Source organism: Carboxylicivirga litoralis, from assembly GCF_025499605.1.
Lineage (GTDB): Bacteria > Bacteroidota > Bacteroidia > Bacteroidales > Marinilabiliaceae > Carboxylicivirga > Carboxylicivirga litoralis.
Window position 1 is genome coordinate 278,390 of record NZ_JAFMVC010000005.1, and the last position, 18,529, is coordinate 296,918.

Annotated in this window: 17 protein-coding genes; 15 read left to right on the forward strand and 2 right to left on the reverse strand. The window is 38.3% G+C overall.

All coding sequences use genetic code 11. The features are described from left to right. Nucleotides 1–353: 353 nt before the first annotated feature. Together J1N10_RS07520 and J1N10_RS07525 are read left to right on the forward strand one after the other, a co-directional pair. Entirely contained in the window at nucleotides 354–1,694 is a 1,341-nt protein-coding gene (locus J1N10_RS07520; RefSeq protein ID WP_262326078.1) for an ammonium transporter, read from the forward strand. A gap of 23 nt (nucleotides 1,695–1,717) precedes the next feature. After that, nucleotides 1,718–2,068: a P-II family nitrogen regulator gene (locus J1N10_RS07525; protein ID WP_262326079.1), complete on the forward strand. Its 351-nt coding sequence runs from the start codon at nucleotides 1,718–1,720 to the stop codon at nucleotides 2,066–2,068. 102 nt (nucleotides 2,069–2,170) lie between these two features. On the opposite strand, the gene J1N10_RS07530 is transcribed toward J1N10_RS07525, so the two are convergent. Further along, complete coding sequence (locus J1N10_RS07530) at nucleotides 2,171–3,703, reverse strand: DUF4301 family protein (protein WP_262326080.1); 1,533 nt, start codon at nucleotides 3,701–3,703, stop codon at nucleotides 2,171–2,173. A 283-nt stretch (nucleotides 3,704–3,986) separates the two neighbouring features. Here J1N10_RS07530 and J1N10_RS07535 point away from each other — a divergent pair, with 283 nt between their 5' ends. Both J1N10_RS07535 and J1N10_RS07540 read left to right on the forward strand, forming a co-directional pair. Continuing rightward, nucleotides 3,987–5,204: an OmpP1/FadL family transporter gene (locus tag J1N10_RS07535; RefSeq protein ID WP_262326081.1), complete on the forward strand. Its 1,218-nt coding sequence runs from the start codon at nucleotides 3,987–3,989 to the stop codon at nucleotides 5,202–5,204. 12 nt (nucleotides 5,205–5,216) lie between these two features. Next, nucleotides 5,217–6,569 carry an SGNH/GDSL hydrolase family protein gene (locus J1N10_RS07540; protein WP_262326082.1) on the forward strand — a complete coding sequence of 451 codons (1,353 nt, stop codon included), beginning with the start codon at nucleotides 5,217–5,219 and terminating at the stop codon, nucleotides 6,567–6,569. Between the two features lie 54 nt (nucleotides 6,570–6,623). Here the strand turns inward: J1N10_RS07540 and J1N10_RS07545 are convergent, their stop codons facing one another. Then, the gene (locus J1N10_RS07545; protein ID WP_262326083.1) at nucleotides 6,624–7,412 is read right to left on the reverse strand and encodes an aminotransferase class IV; all 789 of its coding nucleotides are present in this window, start codon (nucleotides 7,410–7,412) and stop codon (nucleotides 6,624–6,626) included. Between the two features lie 293 nt (nucleotides 7,413–7,705). Between J1N10_RS07545 and J1N10_RS07550 the strand changes: the two genes are divergently transcribed. The 11 genes from J1N10_RS07550 to J1N10_RS07600 all read left to right on the forward strand — a co-directional run bounded on the left by J1N10_RS07550 (nucleotide 7,706) and on the right by J1N10_RS07600 (nucleotide 17,912). Continuing rightward, nucleotides 7,706–8,143, forward strand: a complete 438-nt coding sequence (locus tag J1N10_RS07550) for a hypothetical protein (protein WP_262326084.1) — start codon at nucleotides 7,706–7,708, stop codon at nucleotides 8,141–8,143. Nucleotides 8,144–8,146: 3 nt separating this feature from the next. Then, entirely contained in the window at nucleotides 8,147–9,052 is a 906-nt protein-coding gene (locus J1N10_RS07555; RefSeq protein ID WP_262326085.1) for a hypothetical protein, read from the forward strand. A gap of 2 nt (nucleotides 9,053–9,054) precedes the next feature. After that, nucleotides 9,055–10,197 (forward strand): beta-ketoacyl-ACP synthase III, encoded by a 1,143-nt coding sequence (locus J1N10_RS07560; protein WP_262326086.1) that lies wholly within the window; start codon nucleotides 9,055–9,057, stop codon nucleotides 10,195–10,197. A gap of 21 nt (nucleotides 10,198–10,218) precedes the next feature. Then, nucleotides 10,219–10,617, forward strand: coding sequence for a hypothetical protein (locus J1N10_RS07565; RefSeq protein WP_262326087.1), 399 nt, complete (start codon nucleotides 10,219–10,221; stop codon nucleotides 10,615–10,617). Continuing rightward, complete coding sequence (locus J1N10_RS07570) at nucleotides 10,617–11,630, forward strand: BtrH N-terminal domain-containing protein (protein WP_262326088.1); 1,014 nt, start codon at nucleotides 10,617–10,619, stop codon at nucleotides 11,628–11,630. Before J1N10_RS07565 ends, J1N10_RS07570 begins: the two co-directional genes overlap by 1 nt. Further along, nucleotides 11,631–12,365, forward strand: a complete 735-nt coding sequence (locus J1N10_RS07575; RefSeq protein WP_262326089.1) for an ABC transporter ATP-binding protein — start codon at nucleotides 11,631–11,633, stop codon at nucleotides 12,363–12,365. Beyond that, entirely contained in the window at nucleotides 12,358–13,629 is a 1,272-nt protein-coding gene (locus J1N10_RS07580; RefSeq protein WP_262326090.1) for an ABC transporter permease, read from the forward strand. Before J1N10_RS07575 ends, J1N10_RS07580 begins: the two co-directional genes overlap by 8 nt. A 10-nt stretch (nucleotides 13,630–13,639) precedes the next feature. Next, entirely contained in the window at nucleotides 13,640–13,915 is a 276-nt protein-coding gene (locus J1N10_RS07585) for a phosphopantetheine-binding protein (protein ID WP_262326091.1), read from the forward strand. Between the two features lie 45 nt (nucleotides 13,916–13,960). Continuing rightward, nucleotides 13,961–15,151, forward strand: coding sequence for a beta-ketoacyl-[acyl-carrier-protein] synthase family protein (locus J1N10_RS07590; protein ID WP_262326092.1), 1,191 nt, complete (start codon nucleotides 13,961–13,963; stop codon nucleotides 15,149–15,151). Then, entirely contained in the window at nucleotides 15,151–16,185 is a 1,035-nt protein-coding gene (locus J1N10_RS07595; protein ID WP_262326093.1) for a beta-ketoacyl synthase chain length factor, read from the forward strand. Before J1N10_RS07590 ends, J1N10_RS07595 begins: the two co-directional genes overlap by 1 nt. Before the next feature lie 173 nt (nucleotides 16,186–16,358). Continuing rightward, a complete protein-coding gene (locus J1N10_RS07600; RefSeq protein WP_262326094.1) occupies nucleotides 16,359–17,912 on the forward strand; it encodes a calcineurin-like phosphoesterase family protein in 1,554 nt (517 codons plus the stop codon). Nucleotides 17,913–18,529: the final 617 nt, after the last annotated feature.

The window sequence follows — 18,529 nt, forward strand, 5'->3', positions numbered from 1 at the left end:
TTATTTATTCTATATATAAATAAATAGGGGTATAAAATAAATATATAGCATTAATTTGTAAATAAACCCCTCGTTTATATATTTGCAACCGAAAAAACTGATAAATGTCATAAAATAGTTTCGGGAGAGCAGCGCAACAGATTTATGGAGATTCAACTAAGATTCTTAATTCTCTATGATAATGCTGATTTATTACGAAGTTTTATCCATTTAAAAATGGTATGACAGGCAATCATTAACCTTTATCACATTATCGTGAGACGACCAGATAAATTCGTATATCTCCATTGTCACACAAAGGGGGAGCCAAATTTATATGGGAGTTTCATCTGAAATGAAAAAAATCTAAACAGATGAAATTGAATTTAAAGTTAAAAAAAAGAATGCTGGCCACCCTGGGGATAATTATGGGCTTGGGTGGTCTGATGGAATTAAGTGCTCAACCGGGGGTTGACTCGGGAGCTACAGCGTGGATGATTACTTCTACAGCGCTGGTATTATTGATGGTACCAGGATTGGCCATGTTCTATGGCGGATTGGTTCGGTCTAAAAACGTATTGGGAACGATGATGCACAGTTTTGCGGCTATGGGCGTCATGAGCGTGTTGTGGGTAACGGTGAGTTATAGCATGTGCTTTGGCCCAAGCGTATTTGGAGGTTGGTTTGGCTGGAATCCGGATTATGTTTTCTTACAGGGTATAGATGAAACGGTAATGGAAGGTGGCGTGCCTGAATATGTATTCTCTATGTTTCAGGGGAAATTTGCCATTATTACTCCGGCCTTAATTGCAGGAGCATTTGCTGAGCGTGTTAAATTCAGGGGATACCTGGTATTTATCACTCTTTGGGGATTGCTGGTATATAATCCATTGTGTCACTGGGTATGGGCCGAAGATGGGTTCTTATTTAACATGGGAGCCGATGGGGCAATTGATTTCGCCGGAGGTACAGTTGTGCATATATCTGCAGGTATTAGTGGTCTGGTGGCGGCTATTTACTTAGGTGCACGCAGAGGTTATCCGCATCGTCAAATGAAACCTAATAACCTGGTAATGGTGATGATGGGAGCCGGTTTACTTTGGGTAGGTTGGTTTGGTTTTAATGCTGGTAGCAGTGTTTCAAGTGGATTAAGCACGGCACAGGCCTTGACAGCAACACAGGTTGCTGCTGCAGCCGGAGCATTAACATGGATTTTAATCGAAGGTTTCCATCAGGGTAAAATGACGGCCTTAGGTTTTGCATCCGGAATATTATCGGGCTTAGTGGCTGTTACACCGGCTGCTGGTGTTGTACAGCCTCTAGGTGCTATGGTATTGGGGGCTTTGGCAACAGTAATCTGTTACTTAATGCTGATTGTTAAAGATAAAATGGGCTATGATGATTCATTGGATGCTTTTGGCATTCATGGTGTCGGTGGTATTGTTGGAGCAATTGCCTTAACCTTCTTTATTCGCGATAGCTGGATGGCTAATGCGGCCGAAGCCGCCGGAGGAATGTGGACCATCTGGCAACAGTTGGGTGTTCAGGTAGCTGCAGTGGCTATTGCTATTGCCTACTCTGTAGTGTTGACGCTTATTATTTTAGTGGTGGTTGAGAAACTATTTGGACTTAAATCGACACCAGAGGAAGAAATGCAGGGACTGGATCATGCTTATCACGGCGAAAGAGGATATGGAATGTTGAACCCTAATTAATTAACCAGCAAAAAGATTGAATAATGAAATTAATAACAGCTATTATACGTTCATACCAGCTCGACCAGGTTCGCGAGAGTCTTATAGCAGCAGGTATTACAAGAATTACAGTTAGTCGCGTATCAGGACATGGTGCCCAAAAACGAGAGGAAGTGTATCGCGGCAAAAAAGTTATCCCAGCATTAATCCCTAAAATGCGGGTTGAAATTGCGGTGAATGAAGAATTCGTTGATACCACTGTTGACGCGATTATTGCAGGAGCTAAATCTGTTAATGAGGTGGAAGGCGAAATTGGTGATGGTAAGATATTTATAACACCACTTGATGAGTGTATTCGAATTCGTACCGGTGAAAAAGGAGGTACGGCTATTTAATTAAGAAACCACTGGGGCTTTACCAAAAGCTCCTATACTCCAAATCTATGAAAAGAAAATCCCTCACTGTTGTGGTGAGGGATTTTTGTATGTAGTAGCTAATTACTCTGGTTGATGCTGGGGGCGTAATAAATCCATCACTGTTTTAACCGGATTAAAAGTACTAACCGGCACTTCTACAAAGAAAGTAAGCCAGTGCGCCATGGCTCCATTCCATAAGCCAGGTAATTCGAGTGCTTTTAAGGCCTTACCATTCTGTGTTTTCTCTGAGATAAAACCAGTATCCGGGTCTACAAATTGTTTAAGGTCAAATTTTTCACCTTTATAATCTTTTGTATAACAAACTAAATCAACGGGGTTGAAGTGTGTACTTGCCTTTAAAATAGCTTGTTGTTCTGTGTCCGTCGGGTCTATCTGTGCGCCTTCAACAATTTGAAGGCTGATACTGCCATCTTTCTGTTTCACCCAAAACGGACCTCCACCAGGTTCGCCTTCGTTTTTAACCATGCCACAAATTCTAATCGGGCGATTTAACTTCTCTTTAATCGCAGCTACTTTCTCGTCATTGCTCAAAGCTTCCAGTTTAACGCGATTCATTTGTAGTTCAACACATAAAAACTCGATACCTTTATTAATTGTATTGGCAAAATTGTTGGAATTGGCATTATCCAGTCCTTCTAGAATTTTAAACACCTTTTCCTTTTTATCCAGAAGAATACCTGCTAATAGTTGCTTGTATTTTACCGTTTCAGGTAATTGGTATTCGGGCACAACATTATCAATATTCTTAACGAAAATCAATTCAGCTTTCAGTTCATTTAAGTTTTCAATTAATGCACCGTGGCCGGCAGGTCGGAATAACAATGAATCATCTTCTTGTCGGAAGGGTGTATTATCTGGATTAACAGCAATGGTATCGGTCGATTGCTTTTGAAAGGAGAAATCAACATCAAACTTAATATTGTATTGCTGTTCTATTGGTTTTTTGCCCGTATTTAACTGTGCTTTAAATAACTCATGATGTTCCGGGCTTACCGTGAAATGCACTTTGGCCTGTTGGCCGTTATTGGCATATTGCGCTGCTTCTTTAAGGTGCTCTTCAACTGGTGTTGATACACTCTCGTTTTGCTTGTGGAAGCGAAGCAAGCCCTTTGGAAGCTTGCCATAATTTAGGCCATCCGGTAATAGGATTTTTTTAATTATCCTATCAGCCTCTTCTGTTGTAATAGTATCGGGGTTAATTTCTTGCCCTAATTGGTTCTCTAACTCATTTATAAAGGCAAAATCTTTAATTCTGGCAAAGAATGTACTGTACGGTTCCTGTATTTGAAGTAATGCTTGTTGGTTTTTATCTGACTGTATGAACTCAAACAAAGCCTTAAACATTCGGGTGGCCGCTCCTGAAGCAGGAACAAATTTAATTGTTTCAAGGCCATTTTTTAAGGCGTCTTTGTATTTATTTATAAACGATATTTCATCATTCGGAGTGCTTGCAATAATACCATCACCAAGCGTAGCCGCCTTTTGAAGGGAGGCATAGGCAAAGCCTGATTGAAACTGTTCCAGCTGTTTCTCAATTAGTTCTTGAGGAATCGATTTTTTCTTTAAAAGAAGGAGGTCGTCGTTAGTTAGCATATATTTTAGTTTTAGTCATGTAATAATAATCTATTCAATGGATTTTAACAAGGATAATACGGGATATAAAGCAGACTAATTATTGAAATGTCAATTAGTGTAGTTAACCCCTAATCGTTATTTCTTTACAAATCAGTTATATTTAGTCTGTTTACTATTCGACCAAACGACACTAATGTTCAAATATACTGATAATCAATTATTTGAATGTTTAGATATTTAAAAAAATAGTCTATATTCGCGCTGTTAAAATTTCTTAAAAGTATTCACTAAATTTTCTTTTATGAAGAGAATGGGATTGTTGTGTGGGTTACTTATGGTTAGCTTTCAGTTATTTGCTGAAGGGTATCAGGTAAACCTGCAAGGAAACCGACAGACAGGTATGGGACATACCGGAGCTGGATTAATGTTAGGAGCATCAAGTATGCACTTTAATCCTGGAGCATTAAGCTTTATGGACAAAAAATACGAATTTTCGCTTGGAGTAAGTGGCGTTATTTCTAATAACACCTTCCAGAAACAAGCTCCATCAGTATACGAAGCTAAATCGGATAACCCGGTTGGTACACCATTTTACTTTTATGGTGCTACTAAACTAAATGATAAACTGGCAGTAGGTTTAAGTGTAACCTCTCCATACGGAAATACGCTTAAATGGGGTGATGATTGGGATGGTAAATATTTGATTCAGGATATTTCTTTACGTGCCATTTTTATTCAGCCAACACTATCGTATAAAATTAACGATAAGTTAGGTTTTGGTATTGGGTTAATGGCAGTGAATGGTAATGTTGATCTAAATAAGGCATTGCCAGTACAGTATTCAGGACAAGATGCTACAGTAAATATATCTGGTAATACATGGGCCTTTGGCTTTAATGCCGGAGTAAGCTATCAGGCAACAGAAAAGTTGTCGCTTGGTTTAAGCTACCGCTCAGAAGTGATGGTTGAACTAGATGAAGGTGATGCCGATTTTTCTGTCCCAGCTTCATTAGCTGGTTTATATCCTGATACTAAATTTAAGTCGGAGTTGCCAATGCCAGCCAATATCACGTTTGGTGTTGGTTATATGGTAAATGACAAGCTGTTGTTAGCGGCTGATTTGCAATATGTAGGCTGGTCGTCGTATGAGAGCCTGAACTTTGACTTTGAGGCAGAGTCGGTGCCTGATTCATACAACGCCCGCGATTTTGAAAACACCATGATTTATCGCCTTGGTGCTGAGTATAGTTTAAACGACAAAGCGCAATTTAGAGCTGGTATTTACTACGACAGCACACCAATACCTGAAGACCGTTTAACGCCAGAAACACCGGGTACCAATAAAATTGGTATGTCATTAGGTTTTGGCTATAAAATCAGCGATAAATTATCGTTGGATGCCTCGTTATTATACATTCATGGCGAGAAACGCGAAGATGGTTATGAGCCAACAGACTTTTACGGAACGTATTATACAAATGCTGTGATTCCGGGTATTGGTTTAAATTATTCATTTTAAACGATGAGACTGATGAAACGATATATATATAAATACGCATTTTTATTAGGTGTTATTGCGCTTTGGTCATGCGAACCGAATACGGATGATTTTTCACCGTCGAAGGGTAGTGCTGACTTTTCTAAGTTTATTGCAATTGGCGATTCATATACCGCTGGTTATACCGACGGAGCTTTGGGACGCCGCGGGCAGGAAGAAGGGTTTAGTGCCATTTTAGGTAAGCAGTTAATGCATGTAGGAAGTGATTCTTACAATCAGCCATGGGTGCAGTCTGAAAGTAGTGTTGGTTCAACACAACTACAACCCGGTGTTTACAATGGTTATTACGAATTAAGTATTGTTGATGGTTCATTATCGCCAGTGCCTACCATTGGTGATGCTGCAATTTATGCCGAAGATGCAATAAGTGTTGATAATCAAAATTTTGGCGTTCCTGGAGCGAAGATAACACATTTGGTTACTGCTGGTTACTCGCAATTAAATCCATTTTTTGGGCGTTTTGCAAGTTCTGATATGACACATGTTTTGGGTGATGCAGCTAATGCAAATCCCACTTTTTTTAGTTGCTGGTTAGCTGGTAATGATGTTTTGGCCTATGCCTTGGCTGGTGGAGTTGGCAGCATAGGAAATGGGGTGACAGATATTACTGATGTTGCCGATTATGAATCGGCCATGGGTGCTGTTTTAAATGTTTTAACATCAAAAGGCGCGAAAGGTGTTATTGGTAATATTCCTGATGTTTCTTCAATACCATTTTTTACAACTGTTCCCTACAATGCTTTTGTTATTGATGCTGCCACAGCAGCAGCACTGAATCAAAATTATGAAGCATACAATGCAGGTGCGGAGGCGATGGGATTACCAAAAATGGAGTTTGTTGAAGGAGCAAATGCTTTTATTATCCATGATGCTTCTATTCCAGCTCAATTAGGTAGTAGAAGACAAGCAACAGCTAACGATAGGTTATTATTAACGGCTAAATCGTATGCTGGTTCTGATGATTTTAAAGCTGACCCAATTATCATTGATAATTATGTATTAACTGCTGATGAGCTTACTATGATTAGCACAGCAACAGATGCTTTTAATGCAATTAATAAAACAATGGCTGAAGGTTTTGATTTGGCCTTTTTTGATGCCAATGCTTTAATGGCGCAATTAAATACAACCGGTTTAGTTATCGATGGTAATCATTACAAGAGTACATTTGTTTCAGGCGGAGTATTCTCGCTAGATGGTATTCACACAACAGGTCGAGGTTCGGCCATAATTGCCAATGCCTTCATTGATGCGATAAATGCAAAATACGATGCAGCAATTCCAAGAGCTAATATCAACGACTATGATATGGTAGAATTTCCTTAATGGGATATTTACATAATGAGTGGTAAAGGAGGGGTAACCCTCCTTTTTTGTATGTTATGGGGCAATTTGTTGCTGGATTTTATCATCCAATGCTTTGCGTAATTCAACGAGTAAAGGGTGTTTTACATTGTATTCAGCTTTGTCAATGTGATTAATTGCCAACAATCTTGGCGATGTACCGCTAATGAACGCGGCTTCCATTTGATCGAGTTCATCAATATTGATGGCTCTGAACTCAACTACTATATTTTTTTCCTGTGCAATTGAAAGCACTTGTTTTCGCATAATGCCACCAAGCACCAGTGAATCGTCTGCTGTAATTAGGCAATTGTCTTTAATAAAAAATAAATTGGAGCGGCTACCTTCTGTCAGACAATTATCTGAATTAACCAGTATGCTTTCGTAAACATGGCGTTGTTCAATAATTGTATTTGCTTTTCCTCTAACATCAGGGTTATATATTTTAGCTTTAGGGTGGTGGCGCTCCGAAAATTGCAACGTGCATTTAATACCTTCATTGTATTCTTTTTCGCTTGGGTATTTTGCAGTTGTAAAATAGGCCATAAACTGATAGGTGTCTCTATCCGAGAATCGAAAATCAATTTTAATATTGCCGTTACTAATGTTGTTGGCTGAATAAAGCATCTTTAACCGGTTTTTAAGCTGATTATTATTAACTATTGCTTGGTAGCCTGCTATTTCAATGCTGTTTGCAAGCCGGTTTAAATGTTCGTCGATAAAAAGAGGGGTGGATGCTTCAATTCGGAATACCTCATAAATGCATACTTCATCATCGCCAATAGAATCGTTAAAAAAGGCGACCGACTTTAAGGTTCTATCCATCAAAAAATATTCTCCCTGAATAGCAGATTGCATTATAATGAGGTATGGTTAATTTCAGAAAATGAAGATAGGTAATTTTATTTGGCTGGCAAACCTGCTGGTTAAATGCCTCTTAAAAATAACTGTAAAGAACAGGATTGAGATATGTTGGTAGCTATATATATTTAATTACATAGTGTATTTGTTGAAGAAGAATACTGTGGTTTCGTTAACTTTTGTTTTTTTTGTACGAAAATTCAAATTGTATTCTCTGGAAAATGACGAAACTATTTCTTTTTGTAAATATATTGTTCATGTTTGGTGAACCCGGTGCTATAGAGCGAAGTCAATTCTATGAGGTGTTTTCTGGTGATGAGCATGATGATGTAAACGAGTTGATTACGCAGTTGGAAAAGGAGTTGCCTAATTCTTTGGTAAATGCTTATAAAGGAGCCTTATATATGAAGCTTTCATCATTTATGCCCAAAGCAAAGCTTAAGATTGAAACCTTTAAAAAAGGGCACATTTTGCTCGAAAATGAAATTAAAGCGCAACCAGAAAACATTGAATATCGTTTCCTTCGCCTGGTTATTCAGGAGCAATCACCACCCATATTGAAATACAAAAAGGATATAAAAAGCGATAAGCGCTTAATAATGGATCATTATGCCGATTTAGAGCCTTTAGTACAAAAATATGTGCTTAATTATGCGAATAAATCAAAACAACTAAACGAAAACGAATTCAAGTAATAAATGAAGCTTTTAATTATTTCCTACTCGCAAACCGGACAATTAAACGAGTTAATAGAGAATTGTACACGCGGGATTGACAATGTTGACATAGACAGGATTGAATATCAACCCCAAAATGATTTTCCATTTCCTTGGACCTCGGATGAGTTTTTTGATGCCATGCCCGAGTCGGTGTTGGAAACCAAATTGGAATTAAAACCCATAAACTACAAGCACGAAAAGTACGATCTAATCATTTTGGGTTATCAACCCTGGTTTTTATCACCCTCTATTCCTACCAGTTCATTATTACAAGAGGAAAGTTTTCTTGCTAGAGTGAAAAATACACCAGTGATAACGATTATTGGTTCGCGTAATATGTGGATTAATTCGCAAAAGAGCGTTAGTAAGCGGATTTTAGAAGCCGGAGGTGAAGTTGTTGGAAATATTCCTTTTATTGATACGCATAATAATTATGTCAGTGCTTTTACCATTTTGCACTGGATGCTTGCTGGACAAAAAACAAAGAAATGGGGCATTTTCCCAAAGCCAGGTGTTAGTAGTGAAGACATTGAAGGCGCTGAAGTGTATGCCCCAATTATAAATAAATCTATTCAGGAGAAAGATTTCTCAGAGCTACAAACTGAAATTCTTAAAGTGGGTAAAATATCTGTTGGTTCAGGCATTTTATTTGTTGAAACAGCTGGTAGACGGATTTTTGGTATTTGGTCAAAATTGATTACCAGGTTTGGAACATCACCTAAAAAAAGAAGATTCTTAATTCGCTTGTATAAGTACTATTTGGTTGTGGCTCTTTTCTTTATAGCTCCCATTGTTGTTTCCATTTTCAGGCTGCTTGTGCTTCCTTTTGTTTACCCACTAATAAATAAAAGAAAAAGCTATATTTGCAGCACTAAACTAACATGATAATGACCCAGGTTTTTATTACAAAAACATCTTCTTTTTTACCTAACGAAGTCGTGTCGAGTGCCGACATGGAAAAGTACTTAGGTTACATCAATGATAAACCATCAAAATCGAAAGCCATAGTATTGCGCAGTAATGGTATCGAGCAACGCTATTACGCTTTAACCGAAGATGGTCAACCAACGCATACGAATGCCGAAATGGTTTCTCAGGCCATCAGGAACTTGTTTCTTAACGAACCTGAAAACCTTTCGAAAGTTGATTTAATTACGTGCGGGACAACTACACCCGACCAATTATTGCCCTCACATGCAATAATGGTGCATGGCTTATTGCCCGAAACAGGACAAATAGAAGTAACGTCAAATGCCGGTTCATGCTGCTCGGGTATGCATTCGCTTAAATTTGCTTTTTTATCTGTTAAGTCGGGCGAAAAAGAAAATGCCGTTTGTGCCGGTTCAGAGCGGATTTCGTCTATCATACAGGCTGATACGTTTCAAGAAGAAGGCAAGCATTTAGAAGCTATCGAAGCTAATCCATATGTAGCTTTCGAGAAAGACTTCTTGCGCTGGATGCTATCTGACGGAGCAGGTGCTTTTCTATTGCAAAACAAGCCTGCTGCAGAAGGCGTCTCATTACGTATTGATTGGTTAGAATTGGCGTCGTTTGCTAATCTAAATGATACATGTATGTACATGGGAGCCGAAAAACAAAGTGATGGTTCTCTGTTGAGTTATCAGAATATGCCTCAGCAAGATTTGTTGAATAAATCAATCCTGAGTATCAAGCAGGATGTGAAGTTGTTGAGTGCTCAAATTGTGAAACAAGGCTTTGGTTTGTTAAGCGGTATTTTAGAAAAACACCATATTGATATTAACGATATCGATCACTTTTTGCCTCATATGTCAAGTTATTTCTTCAAGGATAAGATATATAATATCCTGGAAGAGAATGGAATTAAAATACCATACGAGAAATGGTATACCAACTTGAAAGAAAAAGGAAACATTGGAGCAGGTTCAATCTACATCATGCTTGATGGGCTTATCCAATCTGGTAAGTTGAAAAAAGGAGAAAAAGTGTTGTTAGCTGTTCCTGAAAGTGCTCGTTTTTCGTATGCATTTTGCTTGCTAACAGTTTGCTAATTAAAACAGGCTGCCGAAATCGTGAAAAAAGAAGAAATTCCACAAGATAAGTCTACGCTTGAAAATTTTACCAAGGAAGTCTATTATGTCAAGGGTAAAGAAGGGCGTTATGAAACTGGCTTAAGCAAGGGCTGGAGCGTTAAAGCAGAAGCACAGGATTCGGCCTGGGATGATATTCATAACGATTTGGAAGAGGCGCGCCTGGCTGTGAAAAATGGTAAAAAAAGTCCGATTTTTTACTATATGAAAAAGGAGTTGATGGACGAAGCTATTCTGGCCAGTTATGTGGGCATGATGAAATTCAGGGTGAAAAGGCATTTTAAACCATGGGTGTTTAAGCGACTAAAGCAGTCTGCCCTGAAGAAATATGCGTCTGTGTTTAAAATAAGTGTAGAGGAATTAAAATCATTTGAGGGATAATGCAAACGAATTATACGCACACGCAATCAGCACATTGTGAAAATGGTGTTATAACTAACTTTATACGTTCATACGGTCACGATTTTATGACAGAACCATTAGCCTTTGGTTTGGGTTCTGGTCTGTTTTATATACACTTACCTTTTATTAAGGTTAATGGATTACCTGCTTTTGCTTTCAGAACGATGCCAGGCCTTATTTTTAAACGCACTTGTCGAAGTTTAAAAATTGATGTAGAATCAAAGCGATTCCGTAAATCAGAAAAGGCACAGGATTATCTGGATAACCTACTGCAACAGGATAAGCTGGTTGGTTGCCAGGTGGGCGTTTATAATTTGTCTTACTTTCCTAAAGAATACCGATTCCACTTTAACGCACATAACCTTATTGTTTATGGTAAAGATGGGAATGACTATCTCGTGAGCGATCCTGTTATGGAAACGGTGACAAAACTGTCAGTAGAAGATATGAATACTGTTCGTTTTGCGAAAGGTGTTTATGCGCCGCACGGACACTTGTATTACGTCAACGATATTGGTGAAATTTCCAAGGAAGATATTAAGAAGGGTATAATTAAAGGTATTAAGCGAAATGTGCGCGATATGTTGCATGTGCCTGGTCCAATTACAGGTGTTAGTGGCATCAGGTATACAGCCAAAAAAGTAAAAGGATGGCGCGATAAGTTAGGGCCACGCAGGGCTGGTCAGTATTTAGGCCAGATTATCCGCATGCAGGAAGAGATTGGAACCGGCGGTGGTGGGTTCCGTTTTATTTATGCAGCCTTTTTAGAACAAGCAGCTGGTTATTTCGATAGTGACGACTTATTGAGCATTTCCGATGACTTTACCAAGGCTGGTGATATGTGGCGCGAGAGTGCCATGCTGATGGCTGGTGCGCTTCGTGGTCGTGCATCGGAGCAAAGTGATTATGATAAGATGCATGACTTATTAAATGACATTAGTGAGGTTGAGAAAGTTGCCTTTAAGCGTTTATCTAAACTTAAATTGAAATAAGTGAGTCAGGCCATTATTCAAATAGATCAGCTTAGCAAGCGTTACAAAGAAGCATCGGAATATAGCTTAAAAGATGTTTCTTTTACTATTAATGCTGGTGATAAGTTTGGCGTATTTGGACCTAATGGAGCGGGTAAAACGACGCTCATCTCTATTATATGCAAGTTGTTTTCTCAGACATCCGGTGAGGTTCGTTACTTTCCGGCTAATGGTCATGATTTGAGCATTGGTTTTGTGCCTCAGGATTTAGCGTTGTATGAGGAGTTGACGGCTCAGCAAAATATGGAATACTTTGGTGCATTGTATAAACTAAGCAAGGCAGAAGTTATAAATCGCACCGAAGAACTCTTGGCTATTTTAGGCTTGTCAAAAGTAGCTCAGAAGAAGGTGAAAACGTTTTCCGGTGGTATGAAACGACGGCTTAATCTGGCGATTGGTATCATCCATAATCCAGAGATCCTCTTTTTAGATGAACCTACTGTTGGTGTTGATATTCAATCTAAAAATGCGATTATGGCCTTTTTAGAGGAGCTTAATGAAACAGGTACAACCATTGTTTATACGTCTCACCATATGGAGGAAGCGGAAGATTTTTGTGATACAATAGCCATTATGGATTATGGTAAAGTAATTGCCAACGATACATTGAAGAATCTATATGAATCGTATAATGTTTCCGGATTGATGGAAATAATGATTCTCTTAACAGGAAAGGAGTATAGAGACGGTGTATAGATTACTGGCATCCATAAAGAAAGAATTACTGATTCTGATAAACGACAAGGTGGGGCTAACCTTGATGTTTGTACTGCCCTTATTGTTGGTTTTTATTATTACTATTATTCAGGATTCGGCTTTTAAAATTGTGAATAACAATCAAATATCAATGTTGGTTGCGAATCATGATGCAGGTGAGTTGGGCGATAATCTCACGAAACGCCTGGCTAATTCCGGGATGTTTAAAGTGATCGAAAAGCAAGAAATTGATTCTTTAACCCTGAAAGAAGAAATCGCCAGAAATGAAGCCTTAACTGGTCTTTATATAGCAGAGGATTTTACCCAGAAACTTCAGGATTTATCTGGTAGTTTAAGTGCTCGAATGTTATCCGATTTTGGTATAGGAGAAGCGGAGGCTAAAGAGCTTAGTATTCCTTCAATTATGTTTGTGCACGATCCTGTATTGCAGGAAAGCTATTGTCAGTCTATAATTGGTATGGTGCATGCGCACATCGGTAGCATGGAGAGTGCGCGTATGATTGAAAGTATTTATGCTGAGATGGGTGTAGAAGAAGTGCCTGATGAAATAAAGCAAAATATTGCCAGAAATCACGTAACTATTAATAAAAAGCCGGCCTCTGTCAATAAAAAGATGGTAACGCCCAATGCAACCCAGCACAATGTACCAGCCTGGACGGTTTTTGCCATGTTTTTTATGGTGGTTTCGCTTGGTACTAATATTGTAAAAGAGCGCAATTCGGGAAGTTTTCAACGAATAAAAACCATGCCCTCAAGTTTTGCTGTTGTTTTAGCAAGTAAGCAGGTGGTATACATGACAGTGGGCTTTCTGCAAGTATTATTGATTTTTAGTGTGGGGGCTTATGTATTTCCGCACATTCAATTACCCGAATTATATCTGCCAGCTAACCTTGTGGGCATGCTGATTATAACTTTATTGAGCACACTAACAGCGGTCAGCTATTCATTAATGATTGGTGCGGTTGCACGAACTCAGGAGCAGGCCAATGGCATAGGAGCCATCTCAATCATTATTCTTGCTGCACTGGGAGGGGTGTGGGTGCCCACATTTGTGATGCCAGAGTTTATGCAGATTATTAGTGAATTATCACCTTTGCACTGGTGCATTGAGGGCTACTATATTTTGTTTCTGAAAAATGGTAATTGGCATGATTTATTGCACGTTATTATTATTTTAGCGTCTTTCAGCCTTGTTTTTCAGTTACTAACCTATTTGAAATTAAGAATTGATAAGATAATATAAGCACATTACAATGGATAAAGAACAAATTAAAAAAGAGCTGATTCAGCATATAATAGAGTACTTAAACCTATCGGATTATACAACAGAAGATATTACAGATGACATGCCACTTTTTGGCGATTCTGGTCTGGAGCTTGATTCAATTGACTCATTGGAGCTAACGGTGATGTTAGAACGTGAGTTTGGTGTTAAAATTACCAATCCAACTGAAGGACGTAAAATATTGGTTGATGTTAATAGTATGGCCGATTTTATTATTGCTAATAAAGAGAAGGCTGATAAATAAAAGTTTATGGATGTTTCCATCGCACTATAAAATCGATAAAAGCACATGAATATTTTCGTTACAGGACTTGGCTGTATAAGCCCTTTAGGATTTAATCTTAAGGAAAACCTTGCCCAATTAAGAGCGGAGCAGGATGGTCTTGTGCGTTCAGAGTATTTAGAGTCGCGCTATAAAAGTGAAAAATTTTATGGCGAAGTCAAGATGGATACATCATCACTTTTAGATAGGATTAATGTTTCTTGTAAAAAAGGATTAACACGAACCGATGCACTGGCTTTTGTAGCATTTGATGAAGCTATTAATCACGCAGGACTGACCAAAACAGAAGTTGAAAGCCATGATACAGCTTTTATTTCTGCCAGTACAGTCGGGGGTATGTGTTTAACCGATGAATTGTATCGGGATGCTAATTTAAATACAGAAACATCTGAATACAGTGGTTCCTACAATTGTGCAGCACATACTTTGCGCATTACAAAAGAGTATAAAATAAAAGGGATAACCAATACTATTAATACAGCCTGTTCGTCGAGTGCCAATGCGATAATGCTGGGGCTTAAATTGATTCGATCAGGGCGAGTTAAGCGAGCCATTGTAGGAGGGGCTGATAGCTTAGCCAAATATACGGTCAATGGCTTTAATGCTTTACAAATATTATCCGATAAAAAGTGTACGCCTTTTGATTCAGAAAGGGATGGATTAAACCTTGGGGAAGGTGCTGCTTACATTGTTTTAGAAGCAGAGGAGGCTTGTCTGAGTAAGGAAAAGTATGCTCGTCTTTTGGGAGCAGGTAACACTAACGATGCTTTTCATACATCTTCTATGAGTGATACGGCTGATGGAGTAACAGCTTGTATCCGGCAGGCATTACAGGATGGCGGTATGGCAGAAAACGATATTGATTATATCAATGCACATGGTACAGGAACTCAGAATAATGATCAGGTTGAGTTAACAGGATTTAGTAATGTTTTCAAATCGATTCCTCCCTTCAGCTCTACAAAATCTTATACGGGTCATACTTTAGGAGCAGCTGGTTCGTTAGAAGCTATTTATAGTATTTTAAGTATCAAGCACAATGAAATCTATCCGAGTCTGCGTGTTTCAAATGCTATTGCTGGTTTTGATGTATCTCCAGTAGCGGGTTATACCAACGATATAACGATTAATACTGTTCTTTCAAATTCCTATGGATTTGGAGGTAATTGCACATCACTTTTATTTGGTAAAGTATAATGTACATCATTAAAACATCATGTATATCGCCCCAGAAAACACATGACGGTAGTTATGCGAATGATATTATATCATATAATGGTAACAAGTACAATGCTATAGAACCTGATTATAAAGGTTTGATTCGTCCGGCGCAATTACGTCGAATGGGCAAAACCATTCGAATGGGTATTGGTGCAGGCTTGCCAATTTTACAAGATATTGAGCGTGTTGATGGTATCATTTTAGCCTCGAGTGAAGGAGGGCTGGAAGATTGCATAAAGTTTCTAAACCAGATAGTTGATTACGATGAAGGTTCACTGACGCCCACCAACTTTGTGCAAAGCACACCCAATGCTCTGGCTGGTAATTTGGCACTGATGTCGAAGTGCCAGGCCTATAACATGACACATGTACATCGAGGGGGGGCTATGGAGAATGCGCTGTTGGACGCGCTGTTACTTTTTGAAGAAAAAAAGGCCGACTTGCTGCTGTTGGGTAACGTGGAAGAGATTTCGGATTATAACTTCAATATTGAAACACTGGCAGGACAATTCAAAAAAGAGGAAGTTACTTCGGATGCCTTATTGAATTCTCAAACTCCAGGAACTGTATGTGGAGAAGGTTCAAGCATGTTTTTACTATCAAACAATCCAGATAATGCTTTAGCAGAAATTATGGATGTTGCACAAGTTTCTTTTCCGCATAAGGAAGATATATTGGATTTTATCATCGGTTTTCTTTCACGAAATCTACTAAGCCCCGAAGATATTGATACAATCATAATAGGCAAAAATGGTGATGTTAGAACCGATTTTTGGTACGACTATGTTTGTGATGAATTATTTCAATCGCAAAACCAATATAGCTTTAAAAATATAGTTGGTGAATATCCTACATCAATTGCGTTTGCTACACACTTCGCTTGTGAATTGTTAGCAGGCAAAGATGCTCCTGAAGAAACAATCATTCGTGAAATAAATGCTCCTAAAAATATTCTTATTTACAATCATTTTAAGGGAGAACAACACGGCGTGATACTGATTCGTAAATAGTTTCGGAAGAGGTTTTTATAATGCCTTCACAAGATTAGCTTCGGTGAATGAGGCTAAATTAAAGCTCTGGTTCTAATTGCAAAAGAATGAAAATGATATAGTAATACGTGATTAATATTTAAATGAGGATTATATTGTAATTTTAAACTATTAGTCTCATTTAAAATATCATTATGAAGTATTGTTTTCTTCTTCTTTTTATAATCAATTCACTATTTCTTCGTGCCGGCAATGAGGTTGTTACTGGCGTGGTTTTTATCGATGAAAACAACAATGGCCTTTACGATAAAGGCGAAGCACCATTAGAAGGAGTTTTAGTTTCGAACCAGTTGGAGGTGGTGGCCAGCGACAAAAAAGGACGTTATCAGCTTCCTTTACGCGACGGTGCCTTTATTTATGTTGTGAAACCCAAAGGCTATCAGGTTATAACAGATTCATTAAATATACCTCGTTACTTCTATTTTCACCATACTAATGGAGCGCCAAAAAATCTTACTTATAAAGGTGTTGAGCCAACAGGGGTTGCTCCTGAAACAATTGATTTTCCGCTTATTCCGATGGAAGAAAAGAAACGTTTCAGAATGTTGGCATTGGGTGATCCGCAAACGCCGAATGACCAGACGCTTGATTATTTCCGAGATGGAAGTGTAGCTGATATGTTTCGCCATCAGGCCGATTTTTACATGATACATGGTGATATTGCTGATGATAATTTAGATATCTACCCACGGGAAAAAGCGATTATGTCGCAACTAGGTATCCCAGGTTATCACGTGCCAGGTAATCACGATGTCAATTACAAATCGGAACATCGCAATAATGATTTTGAGACTTATAGAAAAGCATTTGGTCCTGATTATTTTTCATTTGATTATGGAGATGTACACTTTATTGTCTTAAATAATATTTCATATAAAGGGTGGAACCAGGAACAAAATAAACGCGGTCATTATGTAGGTAAATTAGATAGTGTACAATTAGAGTGGTTAAAGAACGATCTGAATCATGTGCCTAATGATAGGTTGATAGTGATTAATTCACATATCCCATTTGTTGAAGATGATACCCAAAAAGAATCTATTATAAGTCTACATGATTTATTAATAGAACGGACAAAAGTTCTTTCTTTAAGTGGACATATACATCAGGTAAAGACCTGGCAATTAAACAAAGAAAACTATTGGGAGTATGCTGGAAGTCATGAAGGGGTAAATGTAGGAGCTACTTGTGGTAGTTGGTGGTCTAATCCTAAAGATGAAAACGGTATTCCGGTTTCAACATGTCAAGATGGTTCTCCTAAAGGGTACTTTGTTTTTGATTTTGAAGGTTCAAATTATAGTTATGAATTTATTCCTATACATTATGATGATGCTTTTCAAATTCGAATTTCTTCTCCACTAGGAAGGATAAAACAGGAAGAGTTGGATTCAAGTAAGATTGTGATCAATTGGTTTGTTGGTAAGCCACATCAAAAGGTTGAAGTACGTATTGATGGGGGGGAACCTTTCTTGATGAAAAACTTTTATGGAAATGACCCATTCTATGAACAAACATTAGGTATAAGAAAGACCGTTCCTGATTGGCCACCACGCGCCGCTAAATCTTCTCATATGTGGAAATTGCCTCTACCAGGTAATCTAAGAAAAGGAACACACAGGATTGAAGTAACAGCTTATGGAGAAAATGATAAGGTGTTTAAAGCTTATAAAATTATAGAGATAGAATAGAAGTATTGGCATAGATGTAAAAATTAAGCCTGTAAATCAATTGATTTACAGGCTTAAAGTGATCCCGGCGGGAACAATATCATTTTTGCAAGTCGTCTAAATTACAATAAGTTACAAACACATATTTTTTATGAGGTCACTAAATAGGTCACATAAAAAACGAAAGGTTTTGATTCTGTTTGTTGTCCTTCGACAGTTACAAAGTTACGGAATTGTATGGTTTGAAGCTAATTAAAAGAGTGCAAATCAATGTAAATGGGTCTAAGTATTTGGGCTGAATGAGTGGTAATAATTGAGCTTGGCACCTAATCGTTAGTGATGGTTAAAGGGGATTGATATCGTTTTGATGAAAAACGAATGCTACAGGCTGTTTGAGGGAGTTCAAATTTAATGAAATGAGGATATAGGAAGCTTGGTCGAATGTTGAAAGTCCGGCTTCTAATCGGTGAGGTATTGTTTGACGAGTTCTTCTTTAATACCGGTATGGTGGGCAAACTCCTCCGATGTAATGAACTGGTGATGCTTTTTGCCCAATGATGCTTTGATGTTATGCAGTAGGCGCCGGCTTGATTTTTCACTTTTACCGGTGATACGTTGCACATCTTTGGGGTAAACGC